At 70.3% G+C, this 19,038-nt stretch carries 23 protein-coding genes; 16 read left to right on the top strand and 7 right to left on the bottom strand.

All coding sequences use genetic code 11. The annotated features are described in order from the left end of the window. Nucleotides 1–8: 8 nt before the first annotated feature. On the top strand, nucleotides 9–1,256 hold the full coding sequence (locus AQJ67_RS09515; RefSeq protein ID WP_062717658.1) for an MFS transporter: 1,248 nt from the start codon (nucleotides 9–11) through the stop codon (nucleotides 1,254–1,256). A gap of 16 nt (nucleotides 1,257–1,272) precedes the next feature. Here AQJ67_RS09515 and AQJ67_RS09510 read toward each other — a convergent pair whose 3' ends face one another. Beyond that, on the bottom strand, nucleotides 1,273–1,893 hold the full coding sequence (locus tag AQJ67_RS09510) for a PepSY domain-containing protein (RefSeq protein WP_062717657.1): 621 nt from the start codon (nucleotides 1,891–1,893) through the stop codon (nucleotides 1,273–1,275). A 140-nt stretch (nucleotides 1,894–2,033) separates the two neighbouring features. On the opposite strand from AQJ67_RS09510, the gene AQJ67_RS09505 reads away from it, so the two are divergent. Then, the gene (locus AQJ67_RS09505) at nucleotides 2,034–2,711 is read left to right on the top strand and encodes a response regulator transcription factor (protein ID WP_062717656.1); all 678 of its coding nucleotides are present in this window, start codon (nucleotides 2,034–2,036) and stop codon (nucleotides 2,709–2,711) included. Further along, nucleotides 2,708–4,147: a sensor histidine kinase gene (locus AQJ67_RS09500; RefSeq protein ID WP_062717655.1), complete on the top strand. Its 1,440-nt coding sequence runs from the start codon at nucleotides 2,708–2,710 to the stop codon at nucleotides 4,145–4,147. The genes AQJ67_RS09505 and AQJ67_RS09500 overlap by 4 nt, the downstream gene beginning before the upstream one ends. Before the next feature lie 16 nt (nucleotides 4,148–4,163). On the opposite strand, the gene AQJ67_RS09495 is transcribed toward AQJ67_RS09500, so the two are convergent. The 4 genes from AQJ67_RS09495 to AQJ67_RS09480 form a co-directional block, all read right to left on the bottom strand. Then, entirely contained in the window at nucleotides 4,164–4,640 is a 477-nt protein-coding gene (locus AQJ67_RS09495; protein WP_062717654.1) for a MarR family winged helix-turn-helix transcriptional regulator, read from the bottom strand. A gap of 101 nt (nucleotides 4,641–4,741) precedes the next feature. Then, complete coding sequence (locus tag AQJ67_RS09490; RefSeq protein ID WP_062717653.1) at nucleotides 4,742–5,560, bottom strand: AIM24 family protein; 819 nt, start codon at nucleotides 5,558–5,560, stop codon at nucleotides 4,742–4,744. Beyond that, complete coding sequence (locus tag AQJ67_RS09485; protein WP_062717652.1) at nucleotides 5,557–6,207, bottom strand: AIM24 family protein; 651 nt, start codon at nucleotides 6,205–6,207, stop codon at nucleotides 5,557–5,559. Before AQJ67_RS09485 ends, AQJ67_RS09490 begins: the two co-directional genes overlap by 4 nt. A 1-nt stretch (nucleotide 6,208) precedes the next feature. Beyond that, on the bottom strand, nucleotides 6,209–6,841 hold the full coding sequence (locus tag AQJ67_RS09480; RefSeq protein WP_062718476.1) for an AIM24 family protein: 633 nt from the start codon (nucleotides 6,839–6,841) through the stop codon (nucleotides 6,209–6,211). A gap of 254 nt (nucleotides 6,842–7,095) precedes the next feature. Between AQJ67_RS09480 and AQJ67_RS09475 the strand changes: the two genes are divergently transcribed. From AQJ67_RS09475 to AQJ67_RS09435, 9 genes are all read left to right on the top strand, one after another. Next, nucleotides 7,096–7,440, top strand: coding sequence for a DUF3817 domain-containing protein (locus tag AQJ67_RS09475; RefSeq protein ID WP_062717651.1), 345 nt, complete (start codon nucleotides 7,096–7,098; stop codon nucleotides 7,438–7,440). Beyond that, nucleotides 7,437–7,730, top strand: coding sequence for an MTH1187 family thiamine-binding protein (locus AQJ67_RS09470; protein ID WP_062717650.1), 294 nt, complete (start codon nucleotides 7,437–7,439; stop codon nucleotides 7,728–7,730). The genes AQJ67_RS09475 and AQJ67_RS09470 overlap by 4 nt, the downstream gene beginning before the upstream one ends. 545 nt (nucleotides 7,731–8,275) lie before the next feature. Continuing rightward, nucleotides 8,276–9,397: a SchA/CurD-like domain-containing protein gene (locus AQJ67_RS09465; RefSeq protein WP_062717649.1), complete on the top strand. Its 1,122-nt coding sequence runs from the start codon at nucleotides 8,276–8,278 to the stop codon at nucleotides 9,395–9,397. 133 nt (nucleotides 9,398–9,530) lie between these two features. After that, on the top strand, nucleotides 9,531–9,995 hold the full coding sequence (locus AQJ67_RS09460) for a cupin domain-containing protein (RefSeq protein ID WP_062717648.1): 465 nt from the start codon (nucleotides 9,531–9,533) through the stop codon (nucleotides 9,993–9,995). Continuing rightward, nucleotides 9,992–11,263: a beta-ketoacyl-[acyl-carrier-protein] synthase family protein gene (locus tag AQJ67_RS09455; RefSeq protein WP_062717647.1), complete on the top strand. Its 1,272-nt coding sequence runs from the start codon at nucleotides 9,992–9,994 to the stop codon at nucleotides 11,261–11,263. Before AQJ67_RS09460 ends, AQJ67_RS09455 begins: the two co-directional genes overlap by 4 nt. Beyond that, on the top strand, nucleotides 11,260–12,507 hold the full coding sequence (locus AQJ67_RS09450) for a ketosynthase chain-length factor (RefSeq protein ID WP_062717646.1): 1,248 nt from the start codon (nucleotides 11,260–11,262) through the stop codon (nucleotides 12,505–12,507). Before AQJ67_RS09455 ends, AQJ67_RS09450 begins: the two co-directional genes overlap by 4 nt. A gap of 30 nt (nucleotides 12,508–12,537) precedes the next feature. Next, the gene (locus AQJ67_RS09445; RefSeq protein WP_062717645.1) at nucleotides 12,538–12,804 is read left to right on the top strand and encodes an acyl carrier protein; all 267 of its coding nucleotides are present in this window, start codon (nucleotides 12,538–12,540) and stop codon (nucleotides 12,802–12,804) included. A 1-nt stretch (nucleotide 12,805) separates the two neighbouring features. Beyond that, a complete protein-coding gene (locus AQJ67_RS09440; RefSeq protein WP_062717644.1) occupies nucleotides 12,806–13,261 on the top strand; it encodes an SRPBCC family protein in 456 nt (151 codons plus the stop codon). Then, nucleotides 13,246–13,566, top strand: coding sequence for a TcmI family type II polyketide cyclase (locus tag AQJ67_RS09435; RefSeq protein ID WP_062717643.1), 321 nt, complete (start codon nucleotides 13,246–13,248; stop codon nucleotides 13,564–13,566). The genes AQJ67_RS09440 and AQJ67_RS09435 overlap by 16 nt, the downstream gene beginning before the upstream one ends. Before the next feature lie 86 nt (nucleotides 13,567–13,652). Here AQJ67_RS09435 and AQJ67_RS09430 read toward each other — a convergent pair whose 3' ends face one another. After that, nucleotides 13,653–14,621: an amidohydrolase family protein gene (locus AQJ67_RS09430; RefSeq protein WP_062717642.1), complete on the bottom strand. Its 969-nt coding sequence runs from the start codon at nucleotides 14,619–14,621 to the stop codon at nucleotides 13,653–13,655. Nucleotides 14,622–14,675: 54 nt separating this feature from the next. Further along, a complete protein-coding gene (locus AQJ67_RS09425; RefSeq protein ID WP_062718474.1) occupies nucleotides 14,676–16,307 on the bottom strand; it encodes an FAD-dependent oxidoreductase in 1,632 nt (543 codons plus the stop codon). Nucleotides 16,308–16,451: 144 nt separating this feature from the next. Between AQJ67_RS09425 and AQJ67_RS09420 the strand changes: the two genes are divergently transcribed. The 4 genes from AQJ67_RS09420 to AQJ67_RS09405 all read left to right on the top strand — a co-directional run bounded on the left by AQJ67_RS09420 (nucleotide 16,452) and on the right by AQJ67_RS09405 (nucleotide 19,009). After that, nucleotides 16,452–17,720, top strand: coding sequence for a cytochrome P450 family protein (locus tag AQJ67_RS09420; protein WP_062717641.1), 1,269 nt, complete (start codon nucleotides 16,452–16,454; stop codon nucleotides 17,718–17,720). A gap of 20 nt (nucleotides 17,721–17,740) precedes the next feature. Further along, the gene (locus AQJ67_RS09415) at nucleotides 17,741–18,055 is read left to right on the top strand and encodes an antibiotic biosynthesis monooxygenase family protein (protein ID WP_062717640.1); all 315 of its coding nucleotides are present in this window, start codon (nucleotides 17,741–17,743) and stop codon (nucleotides 18,053–18,055) included. Between the two features lie 63 nt (nucleotides 18,056–18,118). Next, complete coding sequence (locus AQJ67_RS09410) at nucleotides 18,119–18,628, top strand: MarR family winged helix-turn-helix transcriptional regulator (protein ID WP_062717639.1); 510 nt, start codon at nucleotides 18,119–18,121, stop codon at nucleotides 18,626–18,628. Nucleotides 18,629–18,676: 48 nt separating this feature from the next. Further along, nucleotides 18,677–19,009, top strand: coding sequence for a DUF3817 domain-containing protein (locus AQJ67_RS09405; RefSeq protein WP_062717638.1), 333 nt, complete (start codon nucleotides 18,677–18,679; stop codon nucleotides 19,007–19,009). Nucleotides 19,010–19,038 lie beyond the last annotated feature (29 nt).

Below are 19,038 nucleotides of genomic sequence, written 5' to 3'. Positions count from 1 at the left end.
TCCCCCCTGTGTCTTCCACATCTGTGGCGCGGCCTTCGTATGCCGCCGTTCTCCGGATCCCCCATGCCCGCCGAACCTTCGCCGCCGCCCTGCTCGGCAGGCTGTCCTACGGTGTCGCCCCGCTGTCGGTGATGCTCGCGGTGACCCGGGCCTCCGGGTCGTATGCGGTGGCCGGCGTCGTCATGGCGCTGTTCTCCGGTACCAGCGTCTTCCTGTCGCCCGCGCGGGCGGCCCTGATCGACCGGCACGGGCCGCGCCGGGCCCTCGTGCCGATGGCCGCGGCCCACTCGGCGTTGCTCGGACTGCTCGCGGCGCTCGCGTGGCGGCCGGGTGTCGCCTCGCCGCTCGCCCTCGGGGTCGTCACCGCCCTCGCCGGTGCCTGCACTCCGCCGCTCGGGCCCACCATGCGTGCCGTGTGGGGGCGGATGGCCCCGGACCGGGCGTTGACGCAGCGCGCCTACAGCCTCGACGCCGTCGCGGAGGAACTGCTCTTCGTCTCGGGGCCGCTGCTGGTGGGCGTCCTCGTCGGGTTCGCCCCGCCGGCGGCCGGGGTGCTCCTCGGGGCGGGGCTGATGGTCGTGGGGACGGCCGGGTTCGTGTCGTCGCCCGTGGTGCGCGCGGTGCCGGCCGGCGGACGCGAGGCGGGGCCGGGTGCGGCCGGGCGGCGGGTACTGCGGGGTCTCGGCCGGCCGGTGATCGCCGCCGCGGGCGTCGGCCTCGCCCTGGGCGTGCTCGATCTGCTGGTCGTCGTCTTCGCCGGGGGAAGCGGCCACGGCGCGGGCAGCGCCGCCTGGGTGCTCGCCGCGCTGTCCGCCGGAAGCGCCGTCGGCGGGCTGCTCAACGGGGCGGTGGCATGGCGGTGCGCCGCCGGGACACGGCTGGCCGTGCAGGCCGCCGGACTGGGACTGGCGCTGTGCGCGGCGGCACTGACGCAGGGGCTTGGCGCCCTCGCCGTGGCGGTCGCGGTCGCCGGTGTCTTCGTGTCGCCGCTGATCACCACCGCGTATCTCATCGCCGACGAGACCGCCGCGCCCGAGGCCCGGGTCCAGGCCGGGGCCTGGGTCAACACGGCCGTCAACGCGGGCAGTACGGCCGGTGCCGCGGCGGCCGGTGTGCTGGTCGGGCGGCTGTCCGTAGGCGTGTGCTTCGCGGTGACCGGGGGCGTGATGCTGCTGACGGCACTGGCCGTGGCGCGGACTGCGCCGGGACGCGAGAAGGGGTACGGGATGTCCCGTACCCCTCGGGTCACGCTGTGACGTGAGGCGCTCGGCGTCAGTCGTCGTCCTGGTCCTGGGTGACCTTGCCCGTCTTGAGGTCGACCTTCCACTCGCCCTTCGTGGTGTCCACGTTCCAGGCGGCGGGACCGTCGTCGTCCAGGTCGACGTCGGTGACGGTGCCCTTCGCCGACGCGGCCCGGGCGGCCTCGCCGGCGTCGACGCCCGCGCCCTTCAGCGCGGCGAGGTCCTCACGGCCGTCGTTGTCGTCATCGTCGTCGCGCTGGACGCCGAGGACCTTGCCGTTGTCGGCGGAGACCCGGACGTCGTGCTCGGTGCCGTCGCCCTTGACGACGTTCACCTCCCAGGCGTGGGAGCCGTCGTCGTCCAGGTCGGCGGAGACGGCGGTGCCCGGCGTGTGCGCGAGCGCGGCGGTGATCGCGTCGGCGGCGGTGACGCGGGTGCCGGTGACCGCCGTACGGTCGTCGTCGTTCCGGTCGTCCGCCTTGTCCTCGGCCGCGTCCTGAGCGTCGTCGTCCCGGTCGTCGTCGGCGACCCGCACGTTCGACTGCCGCTGCGTGGGCGCGCTCTCGTCGCCGCCGACCGCGTAGGCCGCGACGGTGCCGCCTCCGATCAGGGCCGCGGCGGCGACGGTGGCGATGACGATGTTGCGCTTCATGGGGTTCCCTCCCGGGTGGTCATGTTCTACGTCGTTTCGTATGACTTCGTTTCGACGCAGACCAATCTGCCGAACCGACGCTGAGAGGAACCTGAAGCCCCCTGAAGAGATCTTCAGCTTTGCTTTGCGAACCTTTACGCATGCGCCTGTTGATCGTGGAGGACGAGAAGCGGCTGGCCCTGTCGCTCGCCAAGGGCCTGACGGCCGAGGGCTACGCCGTCGACGTCGTCCACGACGGCAGGGAAGGGCTGTACCGGGCCTCGGAGGGGTCGTACGACCTCGTGCTCCTCGACATCATGCTCCCCGGCATGAACGGCTACCGCGTCTGCGCCGCCCTGCGCGCCGCCGGCCACGACGTGCCGATCCTGATGCTGACCGCCAAGGACGGCGAGTACGACGAGGCCGAGGGGCTGGACACCGGCGCCGACGACTACCTGACCAAGCCGTTCTCGTACGTCGTCCTGGTCGCCCGCGTCAAGGCGCTGCTGCGGCGCGGAGGACAGGGTGCCGGCGCCTCGCCCGTGCACGTCCACGGGGATCTGAAGGTCGACACCGCCGCGCGCCGCGTCTTCCTCGGCGACGCCGAAGTGGTCCTCACCGCCAAGGAGTTCGCGGTCCTGGAGCAACTCGTGGTGCGGGCCGGCGAGGTGGTGTCCAAGGCGGAGATCCTGGAGCACGTCTGGGACTTCGCGTACGAGGGCGATCCGAACATCGTCGAGGTGTACGTCAGCACCCTGCGGCGCAAGCTGAGCGCCGGGCTCATCCGGACGATGCGCGGGGCCGGTTACCGGCTGGAGCGAATGGAGGCATCGCCATGAGGCGCCCTCTGTTCGGTTCCGTCCGGTCCCGGGCGACGCTGGCCGCCACCCTGGTGGTCGCCGTGGCACTGGTCGCGGCCGGGACCGCCGTACTGCTGTCGCTGCGGTCCAACCTGGTCGGGCAGGCCGGCACGGAGGCGGAGCACACCGCACGGGCCGTGGCCACGGACATCGCGCTGAAGCGTCCGGACGAACCGCTGTCGGTGGACAACGACGAACCCGTCCAAATCCTCGACGAGCAGGGGAACCTGCTCGCGGCCAGTGAGGACCTGGAACGGATCAGCGGCACGGGCAGCGAGGCGGTGCGGCCACAGCCGCGGACCTCGCCCGGTACGGCCGACAGCGGTGAGGACCCCGGCGACGACGCCGACGACGCCGACGACGACTCGGCCGGCGAAGCCCTCGAACCGGGCGAGATCAGCGAACACACCAGCTTCACGAACGGCACCGCCACGCTCGACGGCGAGAGCGACGACTACCGCTTCGCCGAGGTCCATGTCGAGGTCGAGGGCCGGGGGCAGCTGACCGTGTACGCGGGCGCGCCGCTCTCCGCCGAACAGAGCGCCGTCAGGACGGCGTTGACGGTCATGCTGATCGGCTTCCCGCTGCTGCTCGGCGTCGTCGCGGGCGTCACCTGGCTGGTCACCCGGCGCGCCCTGCGCCCGGTCGAGGGGATCCGCACCGAGATGGCGGCGATCACCGCGTCCGAGGACCTCGCCCGTCGCGTGCCGGTGCCGGACACCCACGACGAGGTCGCCCGTCTCGCGCTGACCACGAACGAGACGCTGGCCGCCCTCCAGGCCTCGGTGGAACGCCAGCGCCGGTTCGTCGCGGACGCCTCGCACGAGCTGCGCAGCCCGATCGCGTCCCTGCGCACCCAGCTGGAGGTGGGCACCGCGCACCCCGAGCTGCTCGACCTCGACGGCGCCGTGCAGGACACCGTACGACTCCAGGATCTCGCCTCCGACCTGCTGTTGCTCGCCCGTCTGGACGCGGGGGAGCGGCCCGGCGACACACGGTTCGACCTCGGCGCACTGGCTCGCGAACAGGCCGAGGGGCGCACGGGAGTGACGGTGGACGCGGGGGCCGTGACGGTGGCCGGGTCACGGGCGCAGGTCGGGCGGGTGCTCACCAACCTGCTGGACAACGCCGGACGGCACGCACGCTCGGCGGTCACCGTGACCGTCGAACGGCAGGGGGAGTGGGCTGTCGTGGCCGTCGCCGACGACGGGGACGGGGTGGCCGAGGCCGACCGGGAGCGGATCTTCGAGCGGTTCGTCCGGCTGGACGAGGCCCGCAGCCGTGACGACGGCGGTGCCGGGCTGGGCCTGGCCATCGCCCGGGACGTCGCCGTACGGCACGGGGGCACGCTCACCGTGGGCCGGGCGCCGGCGGGCGGAGCCCTGTTCGAACTCCGCCTGCCGCAGGCTCGCTAGAGCCGGGGGCCCCGGCTCACGGGCGTCCCCGCTGGCCGCGCAGGTGCTCGGCGATGGGCTTGAGGGCCTTGTCGAGCTCCGTCAGGGAGTCGGGGGACAGCAGGTCGATGAAGTGCCGGCGCACCGACGCCACATGATGCGGCGCGACCTTCTGCATGGTCTCCATGCCGTGCTCGGTGAGGACCGCGTAGAGCCCGCGGCGGTCGGACTCGCAGTTCTCACGCCGGACCAGGTTCGCGTTCTCCATCCGGGTGATCTGGTGGGACAGGCGGCTCTTGGACTGAAGGGTGGCGGACGCGAGGTCGCTCATCCGCATCCGTACGTCGTCCGACTCGGAGAGGTTCACCAGGATCTCGTAGTCGTTCATTGTCAGGCCGAACGGCTGCAGGTCCTTCTCGAGCTGGTACGTCAAGAGCCTGTTGACCTCCAGGTGGGTGCGCCAGGCGCACTGCTCCGCATCGGTCAGCCAGTGGGTGGCCGTCTCGGTCTCCATGAATGAAGTCTACCTAAAAAGTTGAAAGGCGAACTAGCGAGGGTTTTCTGTGACATCCCTGTGTGCGCACACGTTCGATGTCACACTCCGCAGACTACCGCTCACAGCCCGAAGCGACGCTGGAGGTCTCCGAGCTGTCCGGGAAGGCGCTGTGTACCGGCCGTCTGTGAAGGGCTTGTGTGCGTCCCGCCGGCACCCGGTACTCCGGCCCCCGACGGAACAGCCCCCGTGGCCTGCTCGGCCAGCAGGGTCTCGGTCGACTGGAGCAGGACCGTACCCGCTCCGACGAACTCGAACTGGTGCTCCTCTCCGGAGGCCCCGCCGAGGCCTGTCAGTGCACGTAGACCGCCCATCACGCCGGTCATGTAGCCATGGTCGTAGTGGTGGCACGGCGACGGGCAGTCGGCCCAGCCGACGAGCGCCTGCGGGTCCACCCGGATCGGGGGTTCCATGAACACCACCGGACCGTTAGATGCGGCCACGAACTTTCCGGTTCCGATCAGTGTCAGAAAACCCGGCACGATCGATTGTTTGAGTGCGAGAGTTGGCTGAAAAGCGAGCAGGTTGCCGGAGCGAATGGTCAGGTTGCCGTCTTCGAGGTCGTACGAGTTCACGTCGAAGGCCCGGTCGGCCAGCAGCATCTTTCCCGAGCCCTCGGCCACGACCCAGTCGCTCGCGTGCAGAGGCGAATGAAAGGACGTACGGACAAGTCGGTCGAGCCGGCCGTGTCCGACGCCGTTGAACTCCATCGAGCCGTAGTAGGCGATCATCTTCCCCTTCTGCAGGAACCACTGGCTCCCCTTGAGCTCCACGCAGAAGGTGTAGGCGTTGACGTTGTCGTCGCAGGGCAGGGTCGCCGGGTCGAAGACCGTGGGACCGGCGGGGGTTCCGAAGCCGCCGGGGGTTCCGTAGGGGCTCACAGCTTCTCCTCCGACGCCTGGACGTACACCGCACCGCTTCCGCTGAGCTCCAGCTGGAAGGCCTCACCGGAGCCCCGGCCCACCATGTCGCGCCAGCCCAGCGCCGTCGACAGCTTGTTGCGCACGTCGCCGTGGTGGGCGACATAGGCCTGGGGGTCCACATGGACCGGGCGCTGCGGGGTGATCGGGATCTCGAAGACGCCGCCGTGCGCCATGACGGCCACGGCCCCGTGCCCCTTCAGGGTCGTCGTGAACAGCCCCTGCCCGCTGATCTGCCCGCGCACCATGCCCATGACCCCGCCCTGCGAGCCGAGGAACATCGTGCCCTGCTGGAGGGTGCCCTCGAAGGCGAGGAGGCGGTCCGCCTCGACGCACAGGGTGTCGCCGGAGAGGTTGATCACCTGGACGTGGTGCCCGCCGTGCCCGAAAAGCACGGTCCCGCTGCCCTCGACGGCCATCAGCGGGGTGTCCTCGTTGGCGACCCGGCGCCCGATCATCGACATGATCCCGCCCTGGCCGCCGGCCATGTTCGGGGTGAAGGAGACGTCCCCCTTGTAGGCGAGCATGGCGCCCCGCTGGCTGAACAGCTTCTGCCCCGGCACGACGGTCGCCTCGACCATCCTGGAGTTGATCTCACGGAAGCCCATCTCACACGTCCCCCGCGATCGTGTTCCGCTCGCTCGGCTGTACGTACACCAGCCCGTCCCCCTCGAACCGGATCTGGAAGGCCTCGCCGCCGCCTTCCCCCATGAGCGTGCGGAACGTCACACCGGACTGGAAGGACTGCCGCAGATTCCCCTGATGAGCCACATAGGCCCCAGGATCGACGGTCAGCGGATACTGCGAACTGACCCGCAGCACCACAGCTGGCCCGTCCGACATGATCGCCGCCTGCCCGTGCCCCTCGACGGTCGTCGTGAACAGCCCGTTGCCCTGTGAGGCGCCCCGCATCCCCGTGAAGGACGTGCCGGTCCGCAGTCCCGCGTCGGTCGCGAGCAGGTTGCTCGACTCGACGTACAGCTTGTCGCCCTGGAGGTTCACCAGGTTGATCTCGGAGGCCCGGTCCGCGAACCAGCACGTCCCGTGCCCCTTCACCTCCATCACCGTCATCTGCTCACCGGTGAGCCGCCGGGTCACCATGCCCCGCAGGCCCTCACCGCCACCGCTCATCTTCTTGAAGGCCATCTGCCCGTCGTACGCGACCATCGAGCCGTTCTTCGCCTTCACGGCATCCCCGGTCATGTCGACGGCGAGCACCTTGCTGCCTTGCAGTCGGAACATCGCCACGCAGCGAAGGTAACCGGCGGTGCCCACCGCCAACAGATCCTGAGGGTGGACTTCATCCCTGACGCCACCCCGAGGCCGACCCACGCCCCGGTGTTTGCCACAATGGACGAGCGTTTGTGCTTGCGTTCACAAGCTCGTCCGAACGACGGAACGTCTCTCCCTGAATCCCTGAAACCCCGAATCCCTGAAACCCCGAAGACCCGAAGACCCGAAGACCCGAAACCCACCGAACCCACCGAAGGTGACCCGTGGACATCAAGACCGCCACCTCCCTCCGCCGCCTCCGCCTCGTCTCGGCCCCCGAGGCGGTGTCGTTCCTGCTCCTGCTCGTCTGCTCGGTGCTGAAGCGGACCACGGACTTCAACGCGGTGCCCGTGATGGGGGCGGTCCACGGCGTCCTCTTCATCCTGTACGTGATCTTCTGGGCGGACGCCTGGAACCGTGCCAAGTGGCCGCTGAAGACCGCCGCGCTCTACTTCGTCCTCTCCGTCCTGCCGACCGGCGGGTTCTTCGCCGACCGCAGGCTCAAGCGCGAGGCCGAGGACGCGGTCATCGCCACCCGTGCCCGTAAGGAAGGGATCGTCAACGCATGATCGTCGCCTTCTCCGTGACACCGCTGGGTGTCGGCGAGGACGTGGGGGAGTACGTCGCCGACGCCGTCCGGGTGGTTCGTGAGTCCGGTCTGCCCAATCGCACCGATGCGATGTTCACCTCCGTCGAGGGTGAGTGGGACGAGGTCATGGACGTGGTCAAGCGAGCCGTGGCCGCGGTTGAGGCGCGGGCGCCTCGGGTCTCCCTGGTCCTCAAGGCCGATATCCGGCCCGGCGTGACGGACGGACTCACGTCCAAGGTCGCCACGGTGGAACGCCACCTGGCCGACTGACCAAGTCCCCCCGGCGACTTGCCCGACCGGGGCCTTTCCTCGCCCCCGCCGCCCCTACCCGTCCCATCCCCAGGGGCTCCGCCCCTTCGACCCCGCCAGGGGGCTGCGCCCCCTGGACCCCCATCGGCCTCCGGCCTTGTCCTCAAACGCCGGACGGGCTGGGGTGCCTGGGGGCGCGTAGCCCCCTGCGGGTGGGTGGGGGCTGCGGCTGGTCTTGTTCTCAAGTGCCGGGCGGGGTTGGAAGTGCCTGGGTCGGAGTAGCCCCCGTGGGCGGGCTGAAAGGGCCTGGGGAGGGCCTTGTACCGCGCCACGCGCACCCCCACCAAGCCGCCACGCCCCGCCGCAGGCACCCCCCCCGTACCCCAACCCACGCGCCAGCAACGGCACATGCCCCACCCACCCCCCCCGCAGTTCCCTCAATTGGCCCGCGCGGCTCGCGGACCCCAGGGCCCTGACCCACGATGAAGGCTCAGGGCCGAAACCCGCGTTCGCGCTGGTGGACACGGACGGCCGCCGCTTGCTCCCGCGAAGGAAGGGTCTGCCGGATGACCACTTCGCCCTACACATCCCAGTCGGCGTTCGACGGCTCCAGGATGCGAGTCCTTCTGCTGGTCGACCTCCACGAAGGCGCCGAGCAACAGTTCCTGGACGCGTACGAGCAGATGCGCGACCGCGTCGCGTCCGTCCCCGGTCACCTCGGTGACCAACTGTGCCAGTCCCTGGAGAACCCGTCCCAGTGGCTCATCACGAGCGAATGGGCCACCGCCCCGCCGTACCACGCCTGGGTCAACAGCGACGAGCACATCGAGACCGTCCGGCCCCTGACCCGCTGCGCCCGCGAGATCCGCTCGCTGCGCTACGGCATCGTCCGCGAGACCGGCGGCCAAACCGGCGGCGCCCACCCCCGCACCGACGGCCTCCAGAGGAACGTACGCGTCGGCGACGGGGTCATCCGCCACGCCCTGACCTTCACCGTCAAACCCGGCTCCGAGTCCAAGGTCGCCGAGATCCTCGCCGGCTACGCCCCACCAGAGGCCCGCGTCGACGACAGCACGCGACTGCGCCGCACCACCCTGTTCATGCACGGCAACCGGGTCGTCAGAACCGTGGAGGTCGAGGGCGACCTCACGACGGCGCTGCGCCACGTCTCCCGCCAGCCCGAGATCCGGGCCGTCGAAGAGGCCCTCAACCCCCACCTGGAGCAGCACCGGGATCTCACCGACCCCGAGTCCGCCCGGACCTTCTTCGCCCGTGCCGCCATGCCCCCGGTCCACCACGTGACCCGCGGCGGCCCGGAACCGGCCGGCCTCACCCGGCGCGCCCTCTACTACCCGGCCAAAGAGGGCTGCGGAATGGCGCTGGCCCGGTTCCTCGCGAGGCAGGACGAGACCGCCGCGGCCGACCCGGCAGGGCCCGTGCACCGCAGCACCGTCTTCCAGCGCGAGGACATCGTCGTCCGCCTCATCGACGTACGGGGCGACCCCGAGACCGATCCGGTCATGGCACTCGGCATCCACGGCCCGAGGAAGGCCGCCGTGCTGGCCCGGCTGCTCGACGGCGACGCGCTCGGCGTCGAGGGACCGCTCAGGGGCGAACGGGAGGCGACCCGTCTCCTGACGCACGCCGACATGGCACTGATCACCGACCGCAGGGCAGCGCAGTCCTGACCGAACAGGGAGTCGCACCGGGACCCGCCGAGCGAACCGCCGGTCCGGCGGACCGCACAGCGAACCGCACAGCGGCCGCCGTCCAGGGCCCCGTACAGCGACCCGCCCCCACCGAACGACCTGGAGACAGACCATGGACAAGATGCGCCCGCGCGTCGTGGACCTGAACGAGATCGAGCCCAACCGCAAGCGCGGCGGCGACCTGCGCACCCTGCTCACCCCGGTCACGGTGGGTGCCACGAGCGGCTTCATGGGCCTGGCCATCATCCAGCCCGGCGAACGCATCAGCGAGCACTATCACCCGTACTCCGAGGAGTTCATCTACGTCGTCGAGGGCAGGCTGGAGGTCGACCTGGATGGGGAAACGTTTCCTCTCCGGTCCGACCAGGGCCTCATGATCCCCATCGACATGCGCCACCGCTTCCGCAACGTCGGCGACGAGGAAGCCCGCATGATCTTCCATCTGGGCCCCCTCGCACCGAACCCGAAGCTCGGCCACGTCGACACCGAGGCCCCCGAGATCAGCGACGACGTCCAGACGTACCCGCTCGTCCAGGGGGAGGGTGCGCAGCCGGAACGCCCAGGGGTGCTGTCATGACCCGGCGGGTGGCGGTCACCGGTATAGGCGTGGTCGCCCCGGGCGGGATCGGGGTGCCGGCGTTCTGGGACCTGCTCTCCAACGGCCGTACGGCGACCCGCGGCATCACCCTGTTCGACCCCGCGGGCCTGCGCTCCCGGATCGCCGCCGAGTGCGACTTCGACCCGCTCGCGCACGGCCTCGACATCGACGTCGTGGAACGCGCCGACCGGTACATACAGTTCGCCCTCGTCGCCGCCCGGGAGGCCGTCGCCGACAGCGGTGTCGACTTCGCCGCCGAGGACCCCTGGCGGGTGGCGGTGTCGCTGGGCAGCGCCGTCGGCGGCACGACCCGGCTCGAACACGACTACGTCCTCGTCAGCGAACGCGGACAGCGCTGGGACGTCGACCACCGTGCCGCCGAGCCGCAGCTGCACCGGGCGTTCTCGCCCAGCACACTGGCCGCGGACGTCGCGGAGCGGTTCGGCGCCCAGGGCCCGGTACAGACCGTGTCCACCGGCTGCACCTCCGGACTCGACGCGGTGGGCTACGCCTTCCACACCATCGAGGAGGGCCGCGCCGACCTCTGCATAGCCGGCGCCTCGGACTCCCCGATCTCCCCGATCACCATGGCCTGCTTCGACGCCATCAAGGCCACCTCCCCCAACAACGACGACCCGGAGCACGCCTCCCGACCCTTCGACGCACAGCGCGACGGCTTCGTCATGGGCGAGGGCGCCGCCGTACTCGTCCTGGAGGAGCTGGAGCACGCCCGGGCGCGCGGTGCGCACATCTACTGCGAGATCGGCGGCTACGCCACCTTCGGCAACGCCTACCACATGACCGGACTGACCTGTGAGGGCCTGGAGATGGCCCGGGCCATCGACGACACGCTCGACCACGCGCGCGTCGACCCCACGGAGATCGACTACGTCAACGCGCACGGCTCGGGCACCCGGCAGAACGACCGGCACGAGACCGCCGCGGTCAAGAAGTCGCTGGGCGCCCACGCCTACGACACGCCCATGAGCTCGATCAAGTCCATGGTGGGCCACTCGCTCGGCGCGATCGGCGCGATCGAGGTCGTCGCCTGTGTGCTCGCGCTGGCCCGTCAGGTGGTCCCGCCGACGGCGAACTACGAGACCCCGGACCCCGAGTGCGACCTGGACTACGTCCCGCGCACCGCCCGCCCGCGCAGGCTCGACAACGTGCTCTCCGTGGGCAGCGGCTTCGGCGGGTTCCAGTCCGCGGTGCTGCTGACGGGGCCGAGTGGGAGGAGACGACGATGAGCGGTCGAGGCACCCGGCACACCGCGGTCACCGGCCTCGGTGTGGTCGCGCCCAACGGACTGGACGCGGACACCTACTGGAAGTCCGTCAAGGAGGGCGCGAGCGTACTGGACCGGATCACCCGGGAGGGCTGCGAGCACCTTCCGCTCCGGGTCGCCGGCGAGGTCCGCGGATTCGACCCGTCGGCCCTCATCGAGGAGACCTTCCTCGTCCAGACCGACAAGTTCACCCACTTCGCGCTGGCCGCCGCCGACGCCGCCCTCCAGGACGCGGGGCTGAGCAGCAGCGCCGCCGACTCGCCGTACTCCGTCGGCGTGGTCACCGCGGCCGGGTCCGGCGGCGGCGAGTTCGGCCAGCGCGAACTGCAGAAGCTGTGGGGACAGGGATCCCGGTTCGTCGGGCCGTACCAGTCCATCGCCTGGTTCTACGCGGCCAGCACCGGCCAGATCTCCATACGCAAGGGCTTCAAGGGCCCCTGCGGGGTGGTGGCCAGCGACGAGGCGGGTGGCCTGGACGCCGTCGCGCACGCCGCACGGGCCGTGCACCGGGGGACCGAAGTGGTCGTGGTCGGGGCCGCCGAGGCGCCGCTCGCCCCCTACTCGGGTGTCTGCCAGCTCGGCTATCCCGAGCTCAGCACCGAGGCCGACCCGGACCGCGCCTACCGCCCCTTCACCGCGGCGGCCTGCGGTTTCGTACCCGCCGAGGGCGGTGCCGTCCTGGTCGTGGAGGACCTGGAACGGGCCCGGCGCCGGGACGCGTTCGTGCGGGCCACCGTGGCCGGACACGCCGCCACCTTCACCGGTGCCTCCCGCTGGGACCGGTCGCGGGAGGGGCTCGCGCACGCCATCCGCGGTGCCCTCGACGAGGCCGGCTGCGCACCGGAGGAGATCGACGTGGTCTTCGCCGACGCGATGGGCATCCCCGAGGCGGACCGCGCGGAGGCGCTCGCCCTCGCCGACGCCCTCGGCCCGCACGGCACCCGCGTGCCGGTGACCGCCCCCAAGACCGGCATCGGACGGTCGTACTGCGGGGCGCCGCTGCTGGACATCGTGGCCGCGGTGCAGGCCATGGAGCACGGGCAGATCCCGCCGACGCCCGGCGTCTTCGACATCTGCCACGACATCGACCTGGTCACCGCCAGGCCCCGCCCGGCCGAGCTGCGCACCGCGCTGGTCCTCAGCCGGGGACTCATGGGCTCCAACGCGGCGCTCGTCCTGCGCCGTGGCCCCGGACCGGCCCGCTGAACCGAACAGGAACAACAAGGAGAACCCCGCATGACCACCGACGTGACCGAAGTGACCGTCGAGGAACTGGCCGCACTGATGAAGAAGGCCGCCGGCGTGACCGTGGACCCGCAGGAACTCGAACGCCGGGTGGACACACCCTTCGGCGAGTTCGGACTGGACTCGCTCGGCCTGCTCGGCATCGTGGGCGAACTGGAGAACCGGCACGGGCGGGCGCTGCCCACCGACGCCGAGCGCTGCAAGAGCCCCCGCGCCTTCCTCGACCTCGTCAACGGCGCCCTCACGACAGGAGCCTGAAGTGCCCGGACACACCGAGAACGAGATCACCATCGCCGCACCCGTCGACCTCGTCTGGGACATGACGAACGACCTGGACCGCTGGCCCCAGCTGTTCAGCGAGTACGCCTCCTGCGAGGTGCTCTCCCGCGAGGGCGACACCGTGACCTTCCGCCTGACCATGCACCCCGACGAGAACGGCAAGGTGTGGAGCTGGGTGTCGGAGCGGGTCGCCGACCGCGAGAAGCTCGTCGTCCGTGCCCGCAGGGTCGAGACCGGCCCGTTCGAGTTCATGAACATCGTGTGGGAGTACGAGGAGACCCCCCGCGGCACCCGGATGCACTGGACGCAGGACTTCGCGATGAAGCCCGACGCCCCGGTCGACGACGCCGGGATGACGGAGATCATCAACCGCAACTCGCCCATCCAGATGGAGCTCATCCGCAAGCGGGTGGAGGCCGAATGCACCACGGACTGATCGTCGCCAGGATGGCCCCGCAGTCGGCCAAGGACATCGCCGACGTCTTCGCGGACTCCGACCGCGGCGAACTCCCGCACCTGGTCGGGGTGACCAAGCGCTCCCTGTTCCAGTTCGGCGATGTGTACATGCACTTCATCGAGGCGGAGCAGGACCCGGGACCCGCCATCGCCAAGGTGGCCCAGCACCCCGAGTTCGTCGGCATCAGCAAGCGGCTCGAAGCCTTCGTCAGCCCGTACGACCCGGAGACCTGGCGGAGTCCGAAGGACGCGATGGCGCGCTGCTTCTACCAGTGGGAACGCTGACACCGCCGAACCCGGAACAGACCGGAAAGGGCCGCCGCCCGCGCAGACTCAGCGCGGGCGGCGGCCCTTTGCGAACCCCATGAGTTCTACGAACGCGCGAGGCCCGGCATCAGCCGCAGCGCGTTCTCCCGGTTGATGCCCTGGAGCTGCTGCTCCGAGAGGAACGGGTCGCCGTCCAGGGCGGGCGTCACGCTGTCGACGATGACGTGCGCGGGGGTGGGCGGCCAGTCGGTGCCGAAGAGGATGCGGTCGGGGTCGACCGTGGCCAGCAGGGTGGGCGTGGCCGAGGGTGACATGGGGCCGGCCGTGTCGAAGTAGAACCGGTGCAGGTAGTCCTGGACCCGGCCGGGCTCGATCGGCGGGTTGATGCGCCCGCCGAAGAGGTCGAGCCGGGTGGCCATGTAGGGGAGGAAGCCCCCGCCGTGCGGGAGGATGAAGCTGAGGTTCGGATAGCGGTCCAGGGTGCCGTTGCGGATCAGGTTGATGGCCGCGCGCGTGGTGTCCAGCAGGAAGTCGCACACGAAGGGCGGCGTCCCGGGCAGCCCCTCGCCGCCGTCCTTGCCGGGGACCGCCACCTCCATGGGGTGCGTGCTGATGACCGCGGACCGGTCGTTCAGCTCCTGGAGCAGCCGGTCGTGCGACTCGTCGCCGAGGAAGACGCCGTTGACGCTGGTGCGGGTGCTCACCCCGATCGCCCCGAGCTCGTCCAGACCGTGCCGCACGCTCCACGAGGAGAGCTCCAGGTCGTCGAGGAAGACGGGGGTGAAGAAGGCGAAGCGCGCGGGGTCGGCCTCGACGACGTCGGCCGCGGCCCGCAGGGCGACCCGGGCGCTCTCCTTGCGCTCGGCCTGCTCACGGAACCGGCCCAGCATCGCCACGGTCATGACGGAGGTGCCGATCCCCGTCTTGTCCATGATCTCCAGCGCCGCGTTCAGGTCCCAGCGGGTCCACCAGGGCAGCTTCTCGCGGTTGACGACACCGCGTTCCTCGGCCCAGTCCAGCCAGGCCGGGGCGGTGAAGTGGTGATGGACGTCGATGCGTCCGGCAAGGGTCATGGCAGCGTCCTCGGGGTGGGTCTGCGGAAGGGGGAGCGGGGGTGGGGCGGGTGTTCAGTCACGGCACAGCAGGCTCTGCATCACGTTCGTCAGGACTCGGTCGGCGTCCGGCATCGCGGCGTCCGCCCGCCAGGCGACGAAGCCGTCGGGCCGTACGAGCACCGCACCGTCCTCGGCCGTGCCGTGCAACTCCGCCCAGTCGGCGTCCGTGTCGGGCACGAGGTCGTGATCGGGTCCGGTCCCCACGAGGTACGCCTCGATGGGCACGCCCAGGTTCAGCGAGGCCCGCTCCACCGCGGTCCGCCACTTCTGCCCGCCGGACCCGGCGAGCAGCACGAAGGAACGCTCGTACAGATCGAGCGTGGAGATCCTCATGTCGCCGCGCATGACCCACATATGGGGCGCGCGGCTGCCCGGCTCACCGCCCAGCTGGAAGGCGTCGGGCACGATCGGCTGCTCCGCGTGGGCGCCCACCACGGCGTTGGACGCGTACCGGTAGCACAGGGCGACGGTCATCAGGTCCGCCGGGTCGTTGTTGCGTCCGGCTGCGGGGCTGAAGCCCGGGTGCTGCTCGTCGGCGGCCTGCACGCACGCGCGCGTGCCGGTCGCGAGGGCGACGGGGCGCCGTTCGAGCTCGTAGCTGTCGAGCAACGACGTGCAGGCCCAGCCGCGCAGCACCGCGGCCAGCTTCCAGGCCAGGTTGTGGGCGTCCTGGATGCCGGTGTTGGAGCCGAACGCCCCGGTGGGCGGCATCTCGTGGGCCGAGTCGCCGGCCAGGAAGATTCGGCCGGCGCCGTAGCTGTCGGCGACCCGCTTCGAGGCGTGCCAGGGCGCCTTGCCGGTGATCTCGACGTCGATGTCGGGCACGCCGACGGCCGCGCGGATGTGTGCCGAAAGGCGCTCGTCGGTGAAGTCCTCCAGTTCCTCGCCCCGGTCGGGATACCAGGGCACGTGGATCACCCAGCGCTCCTTGTTGTCCACCGGCAGCAGGGCGCCTTCGCCGGCGGGGTCGGTGACGTAGCAGACGACGAACCGCCGGTCTCCGACGTGGTCCTGCAGGGTCCTGCTGCGGAACGTCACGCTGACGTTGTGGAACAGCTCGCCCGGCCCCGACTGACCGATCGCCAGGTGGCCCCGGACGGGGCTGCGCGGACCGTCGGCGGCCACCACGTACTGGGCGTCCACGGTGTACGTCTCGTCGGTGTCCCGGCGCCTGATCTGGGCCCGTACCCCGTCCGCGTGCTCGGCGAAGGAGAGCAGCTCCGAGCTGAAGCGGATGTCGGCACCCTGTTCGCGGGCGTACTCCAGCAGCACGGGTTCGAGGTCGTTCTGGCTGCACAGACACCAGTCGGAGGAGCTCACCCGGGAGATGTCCATGCCGCCGGAGATGTCCCCGACGATCCAGCGGCGCTGCGTCCCGGTGAGTCTGTCCACCTGGAGGATGCCGTCGTTCCCGGAGAGCACACGGGCCGCCTCACGGATACGTGACTCCAGGCCGGCGGTCCGGTAAATCTCCATGGTGCGCACGTTGTTGCCGCGGCCGCGCGGGTGCGTGGAGGTCGCGGCGTGCCGTTCCACGAGCATGTGCTCGATTCCGAGGCGCCCCAGGAAAACCGAAGTGGAAAGACCCACCAGGGATCCGCCCACGATGAGAACAGGTACAGATTCCGCTTCGTGTCCGCTCACGTCGACGATGTTTACCAAGTAGGACTGTCACACACACGTGTTCCGGCGAGCCGACCCATATGGACCAGCATCGTTTGCGGCGCGGTGCGGCCCGGGAAACTGTGGCTCCGACCACGGAAATTCACGCCGACCCGGGGACCAGTCATGACGCAAGCATTCGCATCCGAGGAATCCGAGGCACTGTCACCCGAGGAGGCCGCGGCAGCGGCCTCGAACTGCACCCGGGAGTTCCGGGCCAACCCGCATCCCGTGTACGCCGCGCTCCGGGACAAGGCGCCGGTCTGCCCGCTGTCTCCGCCGCACGGCGTCGAGACGTACCTCATCACGCGTTATGACGACGCCCGAGCCGCCCTCGCCGACCCTCGGCTGAGCAAGGACATGTACGGCGCCATCGACGCCTACCACCGCATCTTCGGCGACTCGTCGATCGCGCTCGACGACAACATGCTCTTCTCCGACCCGCCGAAGCACACCAGGCTCAGGAGAATCGTCGGCAGCACCTTCACTCCGAAAAGGGTGGAATCGCTGCGGACGCGCGTCCAGCAGATCACCGACGAACTCCTGGAGCAGTGCCCGAAGTCGGGGGCGGTGAACCTGCTCCCGGAGTTCTGTTTCCCGCTGCCGCTCCATGTCATCTGTGAACTCCTGGGCGTCCCGGAGAACGAGCGCAAGCAGGCCCAGGAATGGTCCGCCACCGTCGCGCAGACCGGTTTCGGACCGGAGGCGCGGAAGAAGCTGGAAATCGCCGAGGGAAATCTGCGCGACTATCTCGTCGACCTGTGCGCCCGAAAGCGTCAGGAGCCGGACGGAGGTCTGCTCAGCGCACTCGTCTCGGCCCAGGACCAGGAAGGCGCGCTCACCGACCACGAACTCGTCTCGACGGCGTGGGTGCTGCTCTTCGCCGGCCACAAGTCGACGGCGTACCAGATCGGCAACGCCGTCTACCACCTGCTCAGCCGGCCGGACCAGAAGGCACTGGCGCTGCGGGACGCGAACTCCATGAACGCGGCCATCGAGGAGATCTTCCGGTTCGAGACCTCCGTGGAGAACTCGACCTTCCGGCACGCGAAGGAGGACATCGTGATCCGGGACGTGCTCATCCCCAAGGGCGCGCTCGTCCAGATCTCCATCACCGGCGCCAACCGCGACCCGGAGATGTTCGCCGCGCCCGAGGAGCTGGACGTCCAGCGCCCGAACGTGCAGGCGACCCATCTCGCCTTCGGCTACGGCCCGCACTACTGCATCGGCGCACCACTCGCCCGGCTGGAAATGCAGCTCGCCCTCACCTCGCTCTTCGCCCGGTTCCCCCGTATGACCCTGGCGGTGGCACCGGAGGAGGCGCGCTGGATGACGGTGCCGTTCCCCGCCTTCCGCGGGCTGGCGGAACTGCCCGTCGTCCTCGACCCGTCCTGACGCGAGGCACGGTGCAACCCATGGAACGCGTGCGCGTCCTGCGCCTGCTCCACGTGCGCGAGGGCCGCGAGAGCGACTTCGTGGAGTCCTACCGGTCCGTGCTGAAACGCGCCGAGCGCTTCCCCGGACACCTCGGCGAGCAGCTCTGCCGCTCCCTGGACGATCCCGCCCGCTGGCTGCTCACCAGCGAGTGGGAGAGCCTTCAGGCCGTCCAGCGGTGGCGGACCGACCCCGACCACCAGGCCCTGGTCCGACCGATGAACGCCTGTCTGCACGAGGACCGGTCGACGTCCGTCTTCCGGATCAGGGACCTGGCCGGCCCGGCGGCCGTATAGAGCGGCCGACCGATAGGCGAGACAGGGCTGACCGGCATGTGACCGGCCGGTAAGGTCGGTCGCGTGCCGAAGCCGCTCAGTCTTCCCTTCGATCCCATCGCGCGCGCCGACGAACTCTGGAAGCAGCGCTGGGGCAACGTGCCGTCGATGGCCGCCATCACCTCGATCATGCGCGCACAGCAGATCCTGCTCGCCGAGGTCGACTCGGTGGTCAAGCCGTACGGGCTGACGTTCGCGCGGTACGAGGCGCTGGTGCTGCTCAACTTCTCCAAGGCCGGCGAGCTGCCGATGTCCAAGATCGGCGAGCGGCTCATGGTGCATCCCACGTCCGTGACGAACACCGTCGACCGGCTGGTCAGGTCGGGCCTGGTCGACAAGCGGCCCAACCCCAACGACGGGCGCGGCACGCTCGCCTCCATCACCGGCAAGGGCCGCGAGGTCGTCGAGGCCGCCACCCGCGACCTGATGGCCATGGACTTCGGGCTCGGGGTGTACGACGCCGAGGAGTGCGCGGAGATCTTCGCGATGCTGCGGCCGCTGAGGGTGGCGGCGCACGACTTCGACGAGGGCTGAGCGGGCCCCGGACAAGATCTCCCGGAACGGGTGGTTACGCTCGTACGCATGAAGAAGAGCGTCCTGACCCGCTACCGGGTGATGGCTTACGTCACCGCCGTCATGCTGCTCGTGCTGTGCACCTGCATGGTGTTCAAGTACGGCTTCGACAAGGGCGAGGACGTCACCTTCGCCGTCTCCCAGGTCCACGGCTTCCTCTACATCATCTACCTGGTCTTCGCCTTCGACCTCGGCTCCAAGGCCAAGTGGTCGTTCGGCAAGCTGCTGTGGGTGCTGCTCTCCGGGACGATTCCCTTCGCGGCCTTCTTCGTCGAGCGCAAGGTCACCGCGCAGGTGGAACCCCTGGTCAGCGGGCAGGCCCCGGCCGTCGCCAACGCCTGACACAACCGCCGTACCGACGCGTACGGCGG

Origin of the sequence: Streptomyces caeruleatus (genome assembly GCF_001514235.1) — a bacterium.
Lineage (GTDB): Bacteria > Actinomycetota > Actinomycetes > Streptomycetales > Streptomycetaceae > Streptomyces > Streptomyces caeruleatus.
The sequence above is the reverse complement of the archived record's forward strand: the minus strand, read 5'-3'. Positions and strand labels throughout refer to the sequence as shown.